The following is a 20,514-nucleotide window of genomic DNA, read 5'->3' on the forward strand; positions in this document are numbered from 1 at the left end:
GCGGCGCCCCCTTCGGCGTTCCTACGGAGGGGCGGGGCGGCTGGACAGGGTGAGGATGCGCTCGGCGACCGCCAGGACGGCCGGGTCGACGAACCTGCCGTCGGGAAGGGCCACCGCGCCCGGGGTACGACGGGCCGCGCCGGCGATCTCGCGGGCCGCGGTCACCTCCTCCGGGGTCGGCAGGTACGCCCGCTCGATCACCGGAAGCTGCCGCGGATGGATCGCCGCCCGGCCCAGAAAGCCCAGGGCCCGGCCATGGGCGCAGGAGGCGGCCAGGGCGTCCAGGTCCCGGATGTCCGGGAAGACCGACTGGGCGGGCGGCGCCAGGCCGGCCGCCCTGGCCGCCACCACCACCCGGGAGCGCGGCCAGTCCAGGCCCCGCTCGGCCGTGACGCCCAGGTCCGCCCGCAGGTCCGCCTCGCCCAGCGCCAGGCCGTGCAGGGAGGGGTGCGCGCGGGCGATCTCGTACGCGCGCTCCACCCCCAGCGCGGACTCCAGCAGCGCGTACAGCGCCACCCCGCCGGTCCGGTCCGCCACCCGGACGATCTGCTCGGGGGAGGTCACCTTGGGCAGCCGGAGGCCCGCGAGGCCGTGCAGCCCGGTCAGGGCCCTGAGGTCGGCGCCCGCCCACGGCGAACCCAGCGCATTGACGCGGACGTGCACCGGCACCGGCGGGCGGGCCGTCAGCAGCTCCGCCGTGGCCGCGCGGGCGTACTCCTTGCGGGAGGCCGGCACCGCGTCCTCCAGGTCCACGATGACCGCGTCGGCCCCGGCGGCCAGTGCCTTGGTCACCACCTCGGGGCGGTCACCCGGTACGTACAGCCAGGTCAGGATCACAGCGAGCCCTCCTCCCGGAGCCGGGCGACCTCTGCCGGGGACAGGCCGAGCTCGGCGAGGACCGCGTCCGTGTCCGCGCCGTGCGGGCGGCCCGCCCAGCGGATCCCCCCGGGCGTACCGGACAGCCGGAACAGCACGTTCTGCATGCGCAGCGGTCCCAGCTCCGGGTCGTCCACCTCGGTCACCGTGTCCAGGGCGGCGAACTGCGGGTCGGCCATGACGTCCCGGACGTCGTAGACCGGGGCCACCGCCGCCTGCGCCTCCTCGAAGGCCGCCACCACCTCCTCCGCCTTGTGCCGGCCGATCCACGACCCGACCGCCTCGTCGAGGACGGCCGTGTGGGCCGCCCGCCCGGCGCCCGAATCGAACCAGGGCTCGGCGCACAGCTCCGGCCGGCCCACCAGCCGTATCACCCGCTCGGCCACCGACCGCGCGGAGGCGGACACGGCCAGCCAGCGGCCGTCCGCACTGCGGTAGGTGTTGCGGGGGGCGTTGTTCGCCGAGCGGTTGCCGGTCCGCGGCTGTACGTAGCCGAGCTGGTCGTACCAGAGCGGCTGCGGCCCCAGCACGGTCAGGATCGGCTCGATGATGGCGAGGTCCACGACCTGCCCGCGGCCGGTCCGGTCGCGGCCGGCCAGCGCGGTCATCACGGCGTACGCGGCGGTCAGCGCGGCGACCGAGTCGGCGAGGCCGAACGGCGGGAGGGTCGGGGGTGCGTCCGGTTCCCCGGTGATGGCGGCGAAGCCGCTCATCGCCTCCGCGAGGGTGCCGAAGCCGGGCCGGCGGGCGTACGGCCCGGTCTGCCCGAAGCCGGTGACCCGGGTGAGAACGAGCCGCGGGTTGGCCGCGCTCAGCTCCGGCCAGCCCAGGTTCCACCGCTCCAGGGTTCCCGGGCGGAAGTTCTCGATCACCACGTCCGCGGTGGCGGCGAGCCGGAGCAGGGTGGCCTGCCCGCCCGGGGTGGACAGGTCGAGGGTCATCGTCCGTTTGTTCCGGCCGAGCAGCTTCCACCACAGGCCCACGCCGTCCTTGGCGGGGCCGTGGCCCCGGGACGGATCCGGACGCTCCGGATGCTCGATCTTGATCACCTCGGCGCCGAAGTCACCGAGCAGGGTGGCGGCCAGCGGGCCGGCGAAGAGCGTGGCCAGGTCGAGCACCCGGAGCCCGTCCAGCGGCCCGCCCGCCGTAGCCGTGCCTGTCTGGGGGGCGGTGGTCATGCCGGGCTGCCCGGCTCCGCGAAGGCCGCCTCGATCTCGGCGCGGTCCGGCATCGAGTCCTGCGCGCCGGGCCGCTGCACCGACAGCGCCGCCGCCGCCGAGGCCCAGGCCAGCGCCGTACGCATCGGCCGGCCCTCGCCGACGGCCACCGCCAGGGCGCCCACGAAGGTGTCCCCGGCGGCGGTGCTGTCCACCGCCCGCACCCGGGGCGCCGGCACCAGGAACGGGTCCTGGCCGCGCGCCGCGTAGAGGGAGCCGGCGGCCCCGAGGGTGATCACCACCCTGGGCACCTGCTGGAGCAGGGCCTCGGCCGCCTGCTGCGGGTCGGTGAGCCCGGTGAGGGCGGCGGCCTCGTGCTCGTTGGGGACCAGCAGGTCGGTGGCGGCGAGCAGCCGGTCGGGGAGCGGCTGCGCGGGCGCGGGGGTCAGGATGGTCCGTACGCCGTTCGAGCGGGCGACCTGGGCGCCGGCGAGCACCGCTGCCATGGGCAGTTCCAGCTGGAGCAGGAGGGCGCCGGCGGCGGCGATCCGGGCCTCGTCGCCCGCTTCGAGCCCGGTCACCCGGCCGTTGGCGCCCGGGATCACGATGATGGAGTTGCCGCCCTCGTCGTCGACGGTGATGTGGGCGGTGCCGCTGGCCCCCTCGACGGTGCGCAGGCCCTCGGTGCCGACCCCGGCCTCGCGGAGCGCGGTCCGCAGCCGGACCCCGAACTCGTCCGTGCCGACCGCCCCGATCATCGTCACCTCCCCGCCGCTGCGGGCGGCGGCGACGGCCTGGTTGGCCCCCTTGCCGCCGGGAAGGGTACGGAACGCGCGGCCGGTCACGGTCTCGCCGAGCCGGGGGGCCTTGGGGACGTAGGCGACGAGGTCCATGTTGGTACTGCCGAGTACGGCGATGGCCGTCATGGGCGGACTGCTTCCTGTGCGGTGAGGTGGGCGAGGGTGTCGAAGCCGATGCCGTCGAAGCCGGGCACGGTGGTGGCCAGCCGGTTCTTCAAGGGCGCGGTCCAGTGGTGCGGGATCCGGTCCGCGGCGCCGGCCAGCAGGCCGGCGATGCTGCCGGCGGTGGCGCCGTTGGAATCGGTGTCCCAGCCTCCGGACACGGCACGGCAGACGGAGCGGGAGAAGTCCCCGTCGGCGTGGGTGAGGGCGGCGGCGATCAGGGCGGTGTTGGGTACGGCGTGCACCCAGTGGTAGTGGCCGTACCGGAGGTGCAGGTGGTCCACGACCCGGTCGAAGTCGGCGTGCCGGCCGGCCGCGTCGATGCCGTCGCGGACGGCTTCGGCGAGCCGGGACCGGGGTGGTACGACGGCCAGCCCGGCCCGCAGCGCGGCATGTACGTCAACGCCGCCGCCGCCGCCACCGCCACCGCCGCCACCGCCACCGCCGGGGCCGGCGCCGCCGGCCGCCACGGCGATCGCGGCGGCGGCGAACCGGGCCGCGTGCACCCCATTGGCGGTGTGGGTGAGGACGGCGTCCCGGGATGCCTGTCCGGCCGCGCGGGCGGGCTCGCCGGGGTTGGTCCAGCCGTGCATGTCGGCGCGGATGAGTGCGCCGATCCACTCGCGGTAGGGGTTGCGGTGGCGGGCGGTGAGCGGAGGCTCCAGGCCGAGCAGCAGGTTGCGCAGGGCGACCCGCTCGGCGGTGAAGGTCCGGCCGGCCGGGAGCTCGTCCAGCCAGAGGCGGGCGACGTCGGCGGTGGTGAAGCCCTTGCCGTGGCGCTGGAGCAGCAGCAGGTTGAGGAGGGGGTAGTTGAGGTCGTCGTCCTCGGGGGTGCCGTCGATGTTCTCGGCGAGGGAGGTGGCGGCGGACCGGCGGTTCCAGGGATGGGCGGCGAGCAGTTCGGGGGGCACCCCGCGGGCGGTGAACCAGGTGCGGAGCGGCCAGTTGCCGGTGGCGCGGCCGAGGGCGCGAATGCCATGGAGGGGCAGCTTCTCGACGGGCTTGCCCAACACACACCCCACGGCCCGCCCCACCCACCCGGCCTCGATCCGCCGTACGAACTCCCCAGCACTGCCCGGGTCTGCGCCATGGTTCCGGGGCCCGGCGACGGCGGAGTCGGCGGCCGGGCCGGCCTCCGGGGCTGCGCCCGGGCCCCGCGGCGCGGCCGTGGCCGAGCCGGCGACCGGCCGGCTTGCGCCCGGACCGGTCTCCGGGCTTGCGCCCGGACCGGTCTCCGCGGCTGCGCTCGTGTCCGGGCCTGCCGCTGCATCCTGGTCCCGGGGTACGGCGGCGGAGCCCGTGGCGGGGAGGGCTGCCAGTTCGTCCAGGAGGTGTTCCGCCAGGGCGCGGAGAGCCGGCGGGGCCGGGGCGGGGGAGGCGCCGGCGCGGGTGGGGGCCGGCCGGCCGCCCGCCGCGAGCCAGGCGCGGAGCTGCGGGCCCGGGTCCCGGCCGTCCTCGGCGGCCTGCCGCAGCTCGTGCCCGACCAGGTCCTCGGGCTGCACCCAGGTGAGCCGGACGGGTGCGGCCGGGCCCGTCACCGCGGCCCCGCGATCGCCGAGAACGCGGCCTCGTGCAGCCGGCGCCGTGCCAGGTCGCGGGCGAAGACCTCGCGGGCCACCTCCGCCAGCGCGGCCGGCGGACCGTACAAGTCGAGTCGGCTGGCCTCGGCCACCCGCTCCGACCAGGCCGGCGGGACGACGGACCCGCCGCCCAGCGCACCGGCGATCGCGCCCGCCATCGTCGCCGTCGAGTCGCAGTCCCGGCCGTAGTTGACCGCCCCTAGGACCGCCGCCGGGTAGTCCCCGTCGGCGATCAGCAGCATCCCCAGCGCGATGGGCAGTTCCTCGATCGAGTGGAGCCGGGACGGCCGGCGCGCGCCCAGCGACGGCGCGCGGTAGTCCGGCCCGACCGAGTCGTACGGTGCGACCGCCGCTCGCAGCGGTCCGAGCGCCGGTTCGTACTCCCGGTGCCCGGAGGCCGCTTCGGCCACCGCCGCGATCGCCTCCCGGGTGCCGTCCTTCGCCAGGGACAGCGCGGTGTCCACGACCGAGGCGGCGGACGCCCCCGGAGCGCAGGCCGCCGCGACCGCCGCCGCGAAGACCCCGGCGGCCTCCCGCCCGTAACTGGACTGATGTGCCCCGGCGATGTCCACCGCCTCCGCGTACGCCGCCGCCGGATTCCCCGCGTTGACGATTCCGACCGGCGCCATGTACATGGCCGCACCACAGTTGACGATGTTGCCGTTGCCGGCCTCGCGCGGGTCCGCATGGGCGTAGTGGATGCGGGTGACGATCCACTTCTCGGCCAGGAAGATCCGGTGCAGCGGAAGGGCCTCCGCCTCCAGCTCCGGGATCCAGCGCGGGTTCGAGATCAGGTCCGGGACCAGGTGGTCGGCGATCGCGTGCGCATCGAGGTGGTCCCGGACCTGTTCGTAGACCCGTACCAGGGCGTGGGTCATCAGGGTGTCATCGGTGACGTGTCCGTCGCCCTTGTGGTACGGCGCTAGGGGCCGGGCGGTGCGCCAGTTCTCGTACCAGGGGCCGACGATGCCGTGGACCCGGCCGCCGTGCCGTTCCGTGATCTGCTCCGGGGACCAGCCTTCCACCGGCCCGCCGAGCGCATCACCGACGGCCGCGCCGACGAGGCAGCCGGCCGCGCGCTCCTCCAGGGTGGGCGGCGCCGCCGCCGAGGCCGCGCCGTCCGCGCTCTTGGTCGTCTCGGTCGTCTCGGTCGTCATGTCCGCATGATTCCTTGTCCTTCGGGTGCCTTGGGGGACGTCAGCTCGGTGCCGGCGAGCAGCGCGGCGAGTTCGACGAGGTCGGTGCCGGCCAGCCGGGGCAGCGCGCAGCCGGACAGGGTGCGGCAGGCCCGGCGCCAGGCGGTGGGGATGGCCGCGGCGCCGCCGAGCGCGCCGGTCAGGGCGCCGGCCAGGGCCGGGGCGGAGTCCGCGACCCGGGACAGGCAGGCGGCGGCGGGCACCGCCTCGGTGACCCGGCCGCGGGCGGCGGTGGCCAGGGCGAGGGCCACGGGCACGGTCTCGGCGGCGGCGATGCCATAGCTGTAGACGTGGTCGACGATCTCGTGTTCCAGGGTGGGGACGAGCCCGAAGGCGCCTTCGGTGGCCGTCCGGGCGAGGGTGACGGCGTGCCGGGCGTTGCGGCCGATCTCGGTGGCGCCGGGCAGCCGGGCGAGGGCCTCCTCGACCGCCGTGTCGACGTCCGCCCCGCCGAGCGCGGCGGCGACGGCCGCGGCCATGGCGCGGGCGCCGTGCACACCGTCGCCGTCCTGGGTGTAGCGGGCGTCGAACTCGGCGAGGTCCGCGGCGGCTTGGGGGGAGCCGGGGTGGACGACGGCGAGGACCGCGGCGCGGACGCAGGCGGCGTCGTCGAAGTAGTGCGGATTGTCGTGGCCGGTGGCGGGCGGGCGCAGGCCGGCGGCGAGGTTCCCGAGACCGGCGCGTACGGAGATCCGGGCGCGGAGGGGGAGCACGGCGGACTCGACCTCGGGGGCGCGTTCGGCGGCGGCGGCGATCTCGCTGGCCAGGGCGTTCCAGGCCAGGTCGATGGCGGCCCGCATCCGGCGGGACCGGGACAGGTCGCTGAGCAGCACGCCGGCGGCGGTGAGCACGGACTCGGCGGCGAAGGCGGCCCATTCGGCGTCGTCGGACGGGCCGAGGCGGAGGGGTTCGGGGGGCTGGTTGAGGGCGATGGGGACGGGGAGGGTGGTGGTGGCGTTCTGCTCGGCGAAGGTGTCGAGCTCGCGGGTGAGCCGACGGGTCCACTCGGGCATCCGGCTGGCGCGGTGCCGGGCGGCGGGCCAGCCGGCGGCATCCCCGGCGGCGAGCCCGAGCAACAGCCCCTCGATCCGCCGGGCGTTGGCCTCCGGCGGCCCGCTGCGCTGCGGCCCGGCCGTGCGGCTGCGCGCCGGGGGCGGACCCCCGGCTGCCAACGTGGTTTCCGCCGGGGCGGCCCCGGCCTGCGGCCGGCTGGCGTCCGGGCAGCTGGGGGTGGGCCCGGCCGAGGCGGAGGCGGCGCGGGGCGCTTCCGCCGGGGGCCGGGCCCCCGGGGCAGGCTCCCCGCGCCCTGGCTCCGCCGAGCCGCTGCGCGCCCGAGCCGGGGCCGGGGGTGGCCCCCCGGCCGCCCCGGCGGGCCCCGCCGAGCCGCTGCGCTCCGGCGCGGCCTGCGGCCGGCCGGCGGCCAGGCAGCCGGCGGCGGCCGGCTCCCCGGGCGCCCGGCCGGTGCCGGCTGCTTCGGCTGTGGCGGGGCCCCGCCACGCCGCCCGCGCCGGGGCCGTGGCCGGGGGTGGTCCCCCGGCCACGGCCCCGGCCTGCGGCCGGCTGGCGTCCGGGCGGCTGGGGCTGGGCCCCGCCGGTGCGGTAGCGGCGAGGGGCGGCTCCGCCGGGAGCTGGGGCTCCGTGGCCGGGGGTGGCCCCGCGGGCGCCTCGGTCGCCTCGGCCGAGGCGCTGCGCGCCCGGGCCGGGGGCGGCAGCGGGCCGGCGACCCGCTGGGCACCCGGGCCCCCTTCCCCGGCGGGGGCGTGGGCGGCTGCCACGACCCCGGCGTCCGGAGCCGGTGGCCGGCCTGGGCCGGTGTGGGGCGGCGCAGCCGGGAGGCCGGTCCCGGCACTCGGGGGTGCCGTCCCAAGGGTCCCGGTCCCGGGGGCCGCGTACGGCGTCGCAGGCCCGCCGGGGGCGGGGCCGGGCGGGGCTGCCGGGCCCTCGGGGCCGGAACTCGGGGGTGCCGTCCCAAGGCTCCCGGTCCCGGGGGACGCGTACGGCGTCGCAGGCCCGCCGGGGGCGGGGCTCGGCGGGGGCGTTTGCGGGCCCCCGGTTCCGGAGGTCGTATGCGGAGCAGCCGGGTCCGTGCGGGCGGTCATCCGCGGGGCTCGCTTTCCGGGGTGAGGAGGTCCGCGATGTCCAGTACGTGGTAGCCGCGCATCGAGGGCAGGCAGCTGCCGCGGACCGGGCCGACGGCCGAGGACCAGTCGGCGGGGATGGCGGCGCTGCCGGACAGGGCGCCGGCCAGGGCCCCGGCCACCGCCGCCGTGGTGTCGGCGTCGCGGCCCATGTTGACCGCGGTCAGCACGGAGGACCGGAACTCGCCGCCCGACGCGGCAAACGCGCCGAAGGCGAGGCCGACCGCCTCCGGGGCCAGGTCGGTCCAGGGGTAGCCGCCGATCACCACCGCCGAGCGCACCGCTCGCTCCCCCCGCGGGGCCGCCGTCACCGCCCGCCGCAGCGACCGCGCCGTCCAGGAGTCCGAGGGGATCACGGACAGGGCGGCGGAGACCACCGAGGCGGGGGAGCCGCCGGCCATCGCCGCCGCGACCCCCGCCGCGACCGCCTGGCCGCCGTAGATGCCCTCGCCGTCGTGGCTGACCGTGCCGTCGATGGCGACCAGCCGCGCCGCCTCCGCCGGGCGGCCCGCCGCGAAGACTCCGAAGGGGGCCGCCCGCATCGCCAGGCCGTCCGACCAGGCGTGCCGGTGCTGGGCCGAGATGGGGGCCGCCAGCCCCCGCCGCAGGTTCTCCAGGGTGCCGCGCTCCGAGAAGCCGGCGCCCCGGAACGGGCCCTCGTCCAGGTCGGCGATCCAGTGGTGCCAGGCCCGTTCGACATGGGAGACCGTCAGGGCGGAGCCGTGCCGGGCCAGGAGCAGGCCCGAGAAGATGGCGTACTCCGTGTCGTCCGTGCCGGCCGGGTCGTCCGAGACGAAGCCCTCGATCCGGCCCCATCGCGAACGGATCTCCGAGGGCTTCATGTTCTCCGCGGGGGCACCCAGCGCATCGCCCACCGCGAGGCCCAGAAGAGCGCCCCTGGCCCGTTCGAGGAGAACCTGCGGATCGCATGCAATCAGCTCCATGGCGCGCCTCTCCCACTTGTTGGGACTCATCATGAGCCCTTGGGGGATTTGTGCCACGGCATTCGGTTTGTCGCATGGCGCGAAACGCCCCTCCAACCCGCCCGTCACCCGGTCGCCGAGCCGCAAAAGCCCAGGTAAGTACGGCCTTCCTTGCTGGCGGCGGCCAGAAATCGTGCGTAGTTTCGAGGTGTTCAGGGATGTTCAGGGGGACGGGATGCCTGCCTGGGTCTCGTCGTGCGCAAAAAGGGAGCAACATCGCATGTCCATCATCGACCTCGAGGCGCCGCTGCATGAGGCCCACCGGGACAACCACACCCACCGCGATGTCAACGGCGGATGGCTGCGGCCGGCGGTGTTCGGGGCGATGGACGGGCTGGTCTCCAACCTCGCACTGATGACCGGTGTGGCGGGCGGCGCGGTCGCCCCGCAGACCGTGGTGATCACCGGTCTGGCCGGTCTGGCGGCCGGCGCCTTCTCGATGGCGGCCGGAGAGTACACCTCGGTCGCCTCGCAGCGTGATCTGGTCCTGGCCGAACTCGACGTCGAGCGGCAGCAGTTGCGCAAGCACCCGGTGGACGAGATGGAGGAGCTCGCGGAGCTCTACGTCTCCCGCGGGGTGGAGCCGGCGCTGGCCCGCGAGGTGGCCATGCAGCTGTCCCGGGACCCCGAGCAGGCGCTGGAGATCCACGCCCGCGAGGAGCTCGGCATAGACCCCGACGACCTGCCGTCGCCGCTGGTCGCCGCCGCGTCCTCGTTCGGCTCCTTCGCGCTGGGCGCGCTGGTGCCGGTGCTGCCCTACCTGCTCGGTGCCACCGCGCTCTGGCCGGCCGTGCTGCTCGCGCTGGCGGGGCTGTTCCTGTGCGGCGCGGTGGTCGCGCGGGTCACCGCGGCCACCTGGTGGCGCAGCGGGCTGCGGCAGCTCCTGCTGGGTGGCGCGGCGGCCGGTGTGACGTACATCCTGGGAACCTGGATCGGTTCGGCCCTAGGCTGACCCGCGCGGTGGTGAGACACTATGCAGGATCTGACATAAGTAGTGGGTTTCCCGGCGGTTTCGATTCCATGTCCGCCGGGCATGAGACCTCAGCGCTGTGGGCAATGATGCCCACCCCGCTCCGGGACCTCCGCCCCGTGCGCTCAGCTGCGAAGGTCCCTTCTTTCTGCTTCGGGCAGTGTCCGCATGTTGAAACGCGATATCCGCTTCGCGGGATTGCCGTCATCATGTAACCTGCACGAAATTTCGCAGAGGGCCAACGTCGTCCCTCGGCTATGCACATATGCCACGACGACGACGGGAGAGCCGATGCGTTCCGCATCCACGCACTCCGCGACCGGCCCCAGCACCACTGCCTGGTCGCCCATGGACGGTCGCCCCGCCCCCCAGGGCATGTACGACCCGCGCAACGAGAAGGACGCCTGCGGCGTCGGATTCGTGGCGAACCTCACCGGCGAGGCCACCCACACCCTCGTTGAGCAGGCGCTGACCGTACTGCGGAACCTCGAGCACCGCGGCGCCACCGGCTCCGAGCCCGATTCGGGTGACGGCGCCGGCATCCTCTCCCAGGTCCCGGACGCCTTCCTCCGCGAGGTCGCCGGATTCGAGCTCCCCGAGGCCGGCGCCTACGCCGTCGGCATCGCCTTCCTCCCCGCCGACGGCACCGCACAGGCCGTCGCGGTGGAGCAGATCGAGACCATCGCCGCCGAGGAGGGCCTGACGGTCCTCGGCTGGCGCGAGGTCCCGGTCACCCCGGACCTGCTCGGCAACGGCGCCCGCGCCACCATGCCGGCCTTCTCCCAGCTGTTCGTCAGCAACGGCAGCGCTGGGCTGGAGCTGGACCGCAAGGCGTTCGTGCTGCGCAAGCGCGCCGAGCGCGAGGCGGGCACCTACTTCCCGTCGCTCTCCGCCCGCACCATCGTCTACAAGGGCATGCTCACCACGGGCCAGCTGGAGCCCTTCTTCCCGGACCTCTCCGACCGCCGCTTCGCCTCGGCCGTCGCCCTGGTCCACTCGCGGTTCTCGACCAACACCTTCCCGTCCTGGCCGCTCGCCCACCCGTACCGCTTCGTCGCGCACAACGGCGAGATCAACACGGTCAAGGGCAACCGGAACTGGATGCGCGCCCGCGAGTCCCAGCTCGCCTCGGAACTCTTCGGCCAGGAGAAGCTGGAGCGGATCTTCCCGATCTGCACCCCGGACGCCTCCGACTCCGCCTCCTTCGACGAGGTCCTGGAACTCCTGCACCTCGGCGGCCGGTCGCTGCCGCACAGCGTGCTGATGATGATCCCGGAGGCGTGGGAGAACCACACCTCCATGGACCCGGCCCGCCGCGCGTTCTACCAGTACCACGCCACGATGATGGAGCCGTGGGACGGCCCCGCCTGCGTCACCTTCACCGACGGCACCAAGGTCGGCGCGGTCCTCGACCGCAACGGCCTGCGCCCCGGCCGCTACTGGGTCACCGACGACGGCCTCGTCGTGCTCGGCTCCGAGGTCGGTGTCCTCGACATCGACCCCGCCAAGGTCGTCCGCAAGGGCCGCCTCCAGCCCGGCAGGATGTTCCTCGTCGACACCGCCCAGAAGCGGATCATCGAGGACGACGAGATCAAGGCCGAGCTCGCCGCCGCCGCCCCGTACGCCGAATGGCTGGAGACCGGCGAAATCGAGCTCGAGGACCTGCCCGAGCGCGAGCACATCGTCCACACCCACGCCTCGGTCACCCGCCGCCAGCAGACCTTCGGCTACACCGAGGAAGAGCTCCGCGTCATCCTCGCGCCGATGGCCCGCACCGGCGGCGAGCCGCTCGGCTCCATGGGCACGGACTCCCCGATCGCGGCCCTGTCCGAGCGCCCCCGGCTGCTCTTCGACTACTTCACCCAGCTGTTCGCGCAGGTCACCAACCCGCCGCTGGACGCCATCCGCGAGGAGCTCGTCACCTCGCTGCGCTCCCACATCGGCCCGCAGGCCAACCTGCTGGAGCCGACCGCCGCGTCCTGCCGCAACATCATGCTGCCGTTCCCGGTGATCGACAACGACGAGCTGGCCAAGCTCATCCACATCAACGCCGACGGCGACATGCCCGGCATGAAGGCCGCGACCCTGTCCGGCCTGTACCGGGTCTCCGGCGGCGGCGACGCCCTCGCCGCCCGGATCACCGAGATCTGCGCCGAGGCCGACGCCGCCATCGAGAACGGCGCCCGCCTGATCGTCCTCTCGGACCGTCACTCGGACGCCGAGCACGCCCCGATCCCGTCGCTGCTGCTCACCTCCGCGGTGCACCACCACCTGATCCGCACCAAGCAGCGCACCCAGGTGGGCCTGCTCATCGAGGCCGGCGACGTCCGCGAGGTCCACCACGTCGCGCTGCTCATCGGCTACGGCGCCGCCGCCGTCAACCCGTACCTGGCCATGGAGTCGGTCGAGGACCTGCTCAGCGCGGGCACCTTCCTCTCCGGCCTGGAGCCCGAGCAGGCCATCAGGAACCTGATCTACGCCCTCGGCAAGGGCGTGCTGAAGGTCATGTCCAAGATGGGCATCTCCACCGTCGCCTCCTACCGCGGCGCCCAGGTCTTCGAGGCCGTCGGCCTCAACGAGGAATTCGTCGCCACCTACTTCAACGGCACCGCCACCAAGATCGGCGGCGCCGGCCTGGAGGTCATCGCCAAGGAGGTGGCCGCCCGCCACGCCAAGGCCTACCCGGCCTCCGGCATCGCCCCGGCGCACCGCGCGCTGGAGATCGGCGGCGAGTACCAGTGGCGCCGCGAGGGCGAGCCGCACCTGTTCGACCCGGAGACGGTCTTCCGCCTCCAGCACGCCACCCGCAACCGCCGGTACGACATCTTCAAGAAGTACACGGACCGGGTGAACGAGCAGTCCGAGCGGCTGATGACGCTCCGCGGCCTGTTTGGCTTCAAGTCCGACCGCCCGGCCATCTCGGTGGACGAGGTCGAGCCGGTCTCCGAGATCGTCAAGCGCTTCTCCACCGGCGCCATGTCGTACGGCTCCATCTCCAAGGAGGCGCACGAGACCCTCGCCATCGCCATGAACCAGCTGGGCGGCAAGTCCAACACCGGTGAGGGCGGCGAGGACCCGGACCGCCTGTACGACCCGGCCCGCCGGTCCTCGATCAAGCAGGTCGCCTCCGGCCGCTTCGGCGTCACCAGCGAGTACCTGGTCAACGCGGACGACATCCAGATCAAGATGGCCCAGGGCGCCAAGCCCGGCGAGGGCGGGCAGCTGCCCGGCCACAAGGTGTACCCGTGGGTCGCCAAGACCCGGCACTCCACCCCGGGTGTCGGCCTGATCTCCCCGCCGCCGCACCACGACATCTACTCCATCGAGGACCTGGCTCAGCTGATCCACGACCTCAAGAACGCCAACCCGGTCGCGCGCATCCACGTGAAGCTCGTCTCCGAGGTCGGCGTGGGCACGGTCGCCGCGGGTGTCTCCAAGGCGCACGCGGACGTGGTCCTGATCTCCGGCCACGACGGCGGTACGGGTGCCTCCCCGCTGACCTCGCTCAAGCACGCGGGTGGCCCCTGGGAGCTCGGCCTCGCCGAGACCCAGCAGACCCTGCTGCTCAACGGGCTGCGCGACCGGATCGTCGTCCAGACCGACGGCCAGCTCAAGACCGGCCGCGACGTGGTCATCGCCGCGCTGCTCGGCGCCGAGGAGTTCGGTTTCGCGACCGCGCCGCTCGTCGTCTCCGGCTGCGTCATGATGCGCGTCTGCCACCTGGACACCTGCCCGGTCGGCATCGCCACCCAGAACCCGGTGCTGCGCGACCGGTTCTCCGGCAAGCCCGAGTTCGTCGTCAACTTCTTCGAGTTCATCGCGGAGGAGGTGCGCGAGCTCCTCGCCGAACTGGGCTTCCGTACGCTGGAAGAGGCCGTCGGCCACGCCGAGCTGCTGGACACCAGCGCGGCCGTCACCCACTGGAAGGCGCAGGGCCTGGACCTGGAACCGCTGTTCCACGTGCCGGACCTGCCCGAGGGCGCCGTCCGCCACGCGCTGATCGCCCAGGACCACGGCCTGGAGAAGGCCCTGGACAACGAGCTGATCGAGCTCGCGGCCGACGCGCTGGAAGCCGCCACGGCGGAGCAGGCGCAGCCGGTCCGGGCCCAGGTCGCGATCCGGAACATCAACCGGACCGTCGGCACCATGCTCGGCCACGAGGTCACCAAGCGGTTCGGCGGTGCGGGCCTGCCCGACGACACCATCGACCTGACCTTCACCGGAAGCGCCGGCCAGTCCTTCGGCGCCTTCGTCCCGAAGGGCATCACCCTCCGCCTGGAGGGCGACGCCAACGACTACGTCGGCAAGGGCCTGTCCGGCGGCCGGATCGTGGTCCGCCCGGACCGCGGCGCCGACCACCTGGCCGAGTACTCGGTCATCGCGGGCAACACCATCGGCTACGGCGCGACCGGCGGCGAGATGTTCCTGCGGGGCCGCACCGGCGAGCGCTTCTGCGTCCGCAACTCCGGAGCGCTGGTGGTCTCGGAGGGCGTGGGCGACCACGGCTGCGAGTACATGACCGGTGGCACGGCCGTCGTCCTCGGCGAGACCGGGCGCAACTTCGCGGCCGGCATGTCGGGCGGTGTCGCGTACGTCGTCGACCTGAACCAGGACAACGTCAACGTCGGCAACCTCGACGCCGTCGAGGCCCTGTCCGACGAGGACAAGCTGTGGCTGCACGACGTGGTGCGCCGCCACGAGGAGGAGACCGGGTCCACCGTGGCCGCGAAGCTCCTCGCTGACTGGTCCGTCTCGGTGGACCGCTTCAGCAAGATCATCCCGACCACGTACAAGGCAGTGCTCGCCGCCAAGGACGCCGCTGAGCGGGCCGGACTCTCCGAGTCCGAGACCACCGAGAAGATGATGGAGGCGGCGACCCATGGCTGACCCGAAGGGCTTCCTCACCACCCCGCGGCAGACCGCCTGCTCCCGTCCCGTTGAGGACCGCCTCAAGGACTGGAACGAGGTCTACGTCCCCGGCTCCCTGCTGCCGATCATCAGCAAGCAGGCCGGCCGCTGCATGGACTGCGGCATCCCGTTCTGCCACAACGGCTGTCCGCTGGGGAACCTGATCCCCGAGTGGAACGACTTCGCCTACCGCGAGGACTGGTCCGCCGCTTCGGAGCGGCTGCACGCGACGAACAACTTCCCGGAGTTCACCGGGCGGCTGTGCCCGGCGCCGTGCGAGTCCGCGTGCGTGCTCGGCATCAACCAGCCGGCCGTGACCATCAAGAACGTCGAGGTCTCGATCATCGACAAGGCGTGGGACAACGGCGATGTCGCGCCGCAGGTCCCGGACCGCCTGTCCGGCAAGACCGTCGCCGTCATCGGCTCCGGCCCGGCCGGTCTGGCCGCCGCCCAGCAGCTGACCCGGGCCGGCCACACCGTGGTCGTGTACGAGCGCGCGGACCGCATCGGCGGCCTGCTCCGCTACGGCATCCCCGAGTTCAAGATGGAGAAGGTGCACATCAACCGCCGCATCGAGCAGATGCGCGCGGAGGGCACCAAGTTCCGTACCGGCATCGAGGTCGGCCAGGACATCACCGCGACCGACCTGCGCAAGCGGTTCGACGCGGTGGTCGTCGCGGCGGGCGCGACCGTCTCCCGCGACCTGCCGGTCCCGGGCCGGGAGCTGAACGGCATCCACTTCGCGATGGAGTACCTGCCGCTCGCCAACAAGGTGCAGGAGGGCGACTTCGTGGCGCCCCCCATCACCGCCGAGGGCAAGCACGTGGTCGTGATCGGCGGCGGCGACACCGGCGCGGACTGCGTGGGCACTGCCCACCGCCAGGGCGCGGCCTCCGTCACCCAGCTGGAGATCATGCCGCGGCCGTCGGAGGACCGGCCCACGGGGCAGCCGTGGCCGACCTTCCCGATGCTGTACAAGGTCACCTCTGCCCACGAGGAGGGCGGCGAGCGGATCTACTCCGTCTCCACCACCCACTTCGAGGGCGACGAGGACGGCAACGTCCAGGCGCTGCACCTGGTCGAGGTCGAGTTCGTCGACGGCAAGCTGACCCAGAAGCCCGGCACCGAGCGGGTCCTCCCGGCCCAGCTCGTCACCCTGGCGATGGGCTTCACCGGCACGGACCAGGCCAACGGGCTGGTCGAGCAGTTCGGCGTGGAGCTGGACGCGCGGGGCAACATCGCCCGCGACGCCTCGTACGCGACCAACGTCGACGGCGTGTTCGTCGCCGGCGACGCCGGCCGCGGCCAGTCGCTGATCGTCTGGGCCATCGCGGAGGGCCGCTCGGCCGCCCGCGGCGTGGACCGCTTCCTGACGGGCAGCAGCACCCTCCCGTACCCGGTCAAGCCGACGGACCGCGCGCTGACGGTTTAACCCGTCAGCAGCCCCCTCCCCTCGGGGAGGACCCCTCATACGGTCCGTACAACGACGTACGGAACTCCGACACGGCGCCCGCCACGACTCCATCCCGGACGCCGTGCTCGCACCGCTCGGCCGCAGGCGGCCTCCCGGGCTTCGCCCGGCTGCGCCGGCCTCCGGCCGTCGAGGTGGGGGCTGAGGTTTCGCAGTACCGCCCGACGGCTTCGGCCGGGGCACCCCTCATACGGTCCGTACAACGACGTACGGAACTCCGACACGGCGCCCGCCACGTCCCCGACCAGGGGTGGCGGGCGCCGTGGCGTTGTCGGTGGGGGCCGGTCCGCCGGGCGCCCGCCCGGAAGGGACGGGCGCCCCGGCGGATGGCGGCGCGCGGCTAGCCGGTCGTCAGGACCGCGGTGGCCACCGCGGACGGGACCGGGGCCAGGGGAGCCGGGTGGGTGGTGAACGTGCCCCGGCCCTGGGTGCGGCCACGGAGCCGGGACGCATAGCCGAACAGCTCGGCCAGCGGCACGGCCGCCGTGACCACCGCGGTCCCGGACTGCGTACGGGACGCGGAGACCCGGCCGCGGCGGGCCGCGAGATCGCCCAGAACGCCGCCCACCGCATCGTCCGGGACGGTGACCGTGACCTCCGCGACCGGCTCCAGCAGCTCCAGCGCGCTCGCGCGCAGCGCGTCCCGCAGCCCGAACCGGCCCGCCGCCCGGAACGCCAGCTCCGAGGAGTCCTTGGAGTGGGTCGCCCCGTCGGTGAGCGTGACCCGCAGCCCCGTCACCGGGTAGCCGCCCAGCGGGCCCGCCGCGAGGGCGTCCCGGCAGCCGGCTTCCACCGCGCGGACGAACTCCTGCGGCACCCGGCCGCCGGTGACCGTCGAACGGAACACGAAACCCGCTTCCTCTCCTTCTCCTTCTCCGGCCGGCTCGACGTCCAAGACGATGTGCGCGAACTGGCCCGCACCGCCGTCCTGTTTCACATGCCGGTGGACGAAGCCGGTCACCCCGCGCACCACGGTCTCCCGGTAGGAGACCTGCGGCCGGCCGACGACGACCGCCACCCCCTGCCCGCGGCGGATCTTCTCCACCGCGACCTCCAGATGGAGTTCGCCCATCCCCGACAGCACCGTCTGCCCGGTCTCCGCGTCCGTCCGCACCACCAGCGAGGGATCCTCCTCCACCAGCCGCGCCAGCGCCGAGGCCAGCTTGCCGGTGTCGGTACTGCGCTCGGCCTCGACCGCCACCGACACCACCGGATCGGCCACCACCGGCGGTTCGAGCAGCAGCGGAGCCGACGGCGCGCACAGCGTCGTCCCGGCCCGGGCCGACTTCAGCCCGATCACGGCGACGATGTCACCGGCAACCGCCTCCTCCCGTTCCTCGTGCCGGTCCGCCTGCACCCGCAGGATCCGGCCGATCCGTTCCGTCCGGCCGGTGCCCGCATCCAGCACCGACTCGCCCTTGCGGACCGTGCCCGCGTACACCCGGAGATAGGTGAGCCGTCCCGTCGCCGTGGCCGTCACCTTGAAGGCCAGCGCCGTGAACGGGGCCGCCGGGTCGGCGGGCCGCGTCCCGCGCACCGGCGGCAGGTCGGCCGGCGAGGGCAGGTACGCCAGCACCGCGTCCAGCAGCGGTTCGACGCCCCGGTTCCGGTACGCCGAGCCGCACAGCACCACCACGCCGTCCCCGGAGAGGGTCAGGTCGCGCAGCGCCGTGGCCAGGGTGCGCCCGGTGAGCGCCGAGGCCGTGCAGAACTCCTCCAGCGCTGCCGGATGGAGTTCGGCCACCGCCTCCTCCAGCTGCCGGCGCCGTCGCTCCGCCTCCGCACGAAGCTCCTCGGGGACCGGCCCCGTCTCGTACGTCCCGTCGCCCGCCGGCCAGTGCAGTGCCCGCATCTCCAGCAGGTCCACCACGCCGGTGAACCCGTCCTCCCGCCCGATGGGCAGCTGCACCACCAGCGGTACGGCGCCCAGCCGGTTCCGGATCGAGGCGACCGCGGTGTCGAGGTCGGCACCGGCCCGGTCCAGCTTGTTCACGAACGCGATCCGCGGGACGCCGTACCGGTCGGCCTGCCGCCACACCGACTCGCTCTGCGGCTCGACCCCCGCGACGGCGTCGAACACGGCCACCGCCCCGTCCAGGACCCGCAGGGACCGCTCCACCTCGTCGGCGAAGTCGACATGGCCCGGCGTGTCGATCAGGTTGACCCGGTGTCCGCCCCAGGCGCAGCTCACGGCCGCGGCGAAGATGGTGATGCCGCGGTCGCGTTCCTGGGCGTCGTAGTCGGTGACGGTCGTGCCCTCGTGGACCTCGCCCCGCTTGTGGATGGCGCCGGTGGCGAACAGGATCTGTTCGGTGAGCGTGGTCTTGCCGGCGTCGACGTGGGCGAGGATGCCGAGATTCCGGACAAGGGTGGTGGGGTTGGTGGCGTTGGTGCGCATGGCCCAGGGCCTTTCGGACGAGAAGAGAAAGCGGCAGCGCGATTCCCGGCCGGCAGGCGACAGCAGCACTCGGGCGTGCGTCGGCTCAGGTCACGGGCATGCGGTGTCGGGCGCGCAGCGGACACCGCGCGCCGCGGGACACTCGGATCACGTCGTACCGGGCAGGGGGAACGAAGGCGGCAGTGCGCTGACGGCACATCACCCTGCTCCCCTCTCTCGTCTCTTGCGGTATGCGACTCGGTGAGTGTAGGAAGCCGGTCCGGCCCGGGGCACGTGATTTTTCCGGCCGCTGCCACGGACCGCTCGGCTGGACGCGCAGACACCGGTCTCACTCGTGCGGGTGACGCGGAAAGCCGTGATGTGCCGGGCGCACCCTGGGCTGTCCGGACCAATCGGGCCCCCGCTCGGCGCAGTTGGGCGGGCGCACGGTCTGGTACCCATCAGCCCATGCTGTCTCGGATTCTGCTGAGTTCCCTGGTCGGGGCCGTGACCCTGGCCTCCGCCGCCTTCGCCCCGACCGCGGGCGGGGCCCCGGCCCCCGCCGTCCCGACCGCCGGGGAACGGACCGTCACCTATCAGGGGATGCGGCTCACCGTCCCCGCCCACTGGCGGATCGTCGACCTCGAACGCGCCCCCGCCACCTGCCTGCGCCTGGATGTACCGAGCCTGTACCTCGGCCCGGCCGGCAGCCAGCGCGACTGCTCCGGCCGGGCGGTGGCCGCCCGCGCCGACACCCTGCACCTGGAACCCCTCCGGGGCGCCCCCGAGCGCGCCGACATCCCCACCGTGACCGTTCCCCTGGGCACCGCGCTGCCCGCCGCCGCACCCCCGGGGGGCAGCAACGAGATCCGGTACGCGCTGCGCCAGGCCGGCCTCATGGCCACCGTCTCGTACGGGGACACCCCAGCGGCAGCCCGCCGGGTGATGGCGGGCGCCCGGACCGGTGCCGCCCGCCGGCCCGTCGTACCGCCCGTCACGCCCGCGGTCCGCGCGGACGTGCAGGCCCAGGACCCCTACCGGGGCGAGGGCTTCGACGCCTGCACCGCGCCGGCCCAGAGCACCATGGACACCTGGTGGAAGGAGTCCTCCTTCGGGGCCGTCGGCATCTACATCGGCGGTCCGGCCCGGGCCTGCGCCCAGCCGAAGCTGACCGCCGACTGGGTACGGAAGCAGGCGGACACCGGCTGGCACCTGATGCCGATCTGGGTCGGACCGCAGCCCTGGCGCAGCGCGAGCACCGGCCTGTCGACGTCCGCCTCCACCGCCGCCGAGCAGGGCCGGACCGCCGCCGACGGGGCCGTGGCGGCGGCCCGCCGGCTGGGTCTGGCCGAGGGCACGATCCTCTACAACGACGTGGAGAGCTACACCGACCGCGCCACCTGGGACGCCCCGGTGGTGTCCTACCTGGTCGCCTGGACGGAGCAGCTGCACCAGCTGGGCTACCGCTCCGGCGCCTATGTCTCGGCGAGCTCCGGAGTGAAGGCCCTCAGCCGCCACCACGACCAGGCGCCCGGCTCGATGCCGGACGTGCTGTGGGCGGCGGCCTGGAACCGGTCGGCCTCGGTGACCGATGCCGACATGGGGCTGCCGGCCGGGACCGTGCAGTGGGCCGGCGGCCGGCGTGCCCACCAGTTCCGCGGCGACCACAACGCGACCTACGGCGGGATCACCGTCAACATCGACCGCAACTGGCTCGATGTGGCGCTGTCCGGCGCGCTTGAGCCGGACCCGGTGGCGGACCCGGCGACGGACCCGGATGCCGATTCCGACGCGGACGCCGATGCGGATGCGGATTCCGACACGGACGCGGACGCGGATTCCGACGTGGACACGGATTCCGACTCCGACTCCGACTCGGACTCCGACGACGACTGA

The 20,514-nt window shown here is 74.2% G+C and carries 12 protein-coding genes; 4 read left to right on the forward strand and 8 right to left on the reverse strand.

What is annotated here, in order from left to right:
• Window positions 1–21 precede the first annotated feature (21 nt).
• The 7 genes from DEJ50_RS24970 to DEJ50_RS25000 form a co-directional block, all read right to left on the reverse strand.
• On the reverse strand, window positions 22–837 hold the full coding sequence (locus tag DEJ50_RS24970) for an HpcH/HpaI aldolase/citrate lyase family protein (protein ID WP_150210345.1): 816 nt from the start codon (window positions 835–837) through the stop codon (window positions 22–24).
• Entirely contained in the window at window positions 834–2,054 is a 1,221-nt protein-coding gene (locus DEJ50_RS24975) for a CaiB/BaiF CoA transferase family protein (RefSeq protein ID WP_150210346.1), read from the reverse strand. The genes DEJ50_RS24970 and DEJ50_RS24975 overlap by 4 nt, the downstream gene beginning before the upstream one ends.
• Window positions 2,051–2,959: a ribokinase gene (rbsK, locus tag DEJ50_RS24980; RefSeq protein WP_150210347.1), complete on the reverse strand. Its 909-nt coding sequence runs from the start codon at window positions 2,957–2,959 to the stop codon at window positions 2,051–2,053. The genes DEJ50_RS24975 and rbsK overlap by 4 nt, the downstream gene beginning before the upstream one ends.
• Window positions 2,956–4,533, reverse strand: coding sequence for an ADP-ribosylglycohydrolase family protein (locus DEJ50_RS24985; RefSeq protein WP_223837903.1), 1,578 nt, complete (start codon window positions 4,531–4,533; stop codon window positions 2,956–2,958). The genes rbsK and DEJ50_RS24985 overlap by 4 nt, the downstream gene beginning before the upstream one ends.
• Window positions 4,530–5,732 (reverse strand): ADP-ribosylglycohydrolase family protein, encoded by a 1,203-nt coding sequence (locus DEJ50_RS24990; protein ID WP_150210348.1) that lies wholly within the window; start codon window positions 5,730–5,732, stop codon window positions 4,530–4,532. The genes DEJ50_RS24985 and DEJ50_RS24990 overlap by 4 nt, the downstream gene beginning before the upstream one ends.
• Window positions 5,729–6,943 (reverse strand): ADP-ribosylglycohydrolase family protein, encoded by a 1,215-nt coding sequence (locus DEJ50_RS24995; RefSeq protein WP_150210349.1) that lies wholly within the window; start codon window positions 6,941–6,943, stop codon window positions 5,729–5,731. The genes DEJ50_RS24990 and DEJ50_RS24995 overlap by 4 nt, the downstream gene beginning before the upstream one ends.
• A 923-nt stretch (window positions 6,944–7,866) precedes the next feature.
• Window positions 7,867–8,853, reverse strand: coding sequence for an ADP-ribosylglycohydrolase family protein (locus DEJ50_RS25000; protein WP_150210350.1), 987 nt, complete (start codon window positions 8,851–8,853; stop codon window positions 7,867–7,869).
• Window positions 8,854–9,112: 259 nt separating this feature from the next.
• Between DEJ50_RS25000 and DEJ50_RS25005 the strand changes: the two genes are divergently transcribed.
• The 3 genes from DEJ50_RS25005 to DEJ50_RS25015 all read left to right on the forward strand — a co-directional run bounded on the left by DEJ50_RS25005 (window position 9,113) and on the right by DEJ50_RS25015 (window position 16,202).
• Complete coding sequence (locus DEJ50_RS25005) at window positions 9,113–9,844, forward strand: VIT1/CCC1 transporter family protein (RefSeq protein WP_150210351.1); 732 nt, start codon at window positions 9,113–9,115, stop codon at window positions 9,842–9,844.
• Window positions 9,845–10,210: 366 nt separating this feature from the next.
• A complete protein-coding gene (gltB, locus tag DEJ50_RS25010; protein WP_190345043.1) occupies window positions 10,211–14,749 on the forward strand; it encodes a glutamate synthase large subunit in 4,539 nt (1,512 codons plus the stop codon).
• Window positions 14,742–16,202, forward strand: a complete 1,461-nt coding sequence (locus DEJ50_RS25015) for a glutamate synthase subunit beta (RefSeq protein WP_150210353.1) — start codon at window positions 14,742–14,744, stop codon at window positions 16,200–16,202. Before gltB ends, DEJ50_RS25015 begins: the two co-directional genes overlap by 8 nt.
• Window positions 16,203–16,581: 379 nt before the next feature.
• Here the strand turns inward: DEJ50_RS25015 and fusA are convergent, their stop codons facing one another.
• Window positions 16,582–18,639: an elongation factor G gene (gene fusA, locus DEJ50_RS25020; RefSeq protein ID WP_150210354.1), complete on the reverse strand. Its 2,058-nt coding sequence runs from the start codon at window positions 18,637–18,639 to the stop codon at window positions 16,582–16,584.
• A gap of 447 nt (window positions 18,640–19,086) precedes the next feature.
• Here fusA and DEJ50_RS25025 point away from each other — a divergent pair, with 447 nt between their 5' ends.
• Complete coding sequence (locus DEJ50_RS25025) at window positions 19,087–20,514, forward strand: DUF1906 domain-containing protein (RefSeq protein WP_150210355.1); 1,428 nt, start codon at window positions 19,087–19,089, stop codon at window positions 20,512–20,514.

The organism is Streptomyces venezuelae, assembly GCF_008642295.1.
GTDB classification, from domain to species: domain Bacteria; phylum Actinomycetota; class Actinomycetes; order Streptomycetales; family Streptomycetaceae; genus Streptomyces; species Streptomyces venezuelae_C.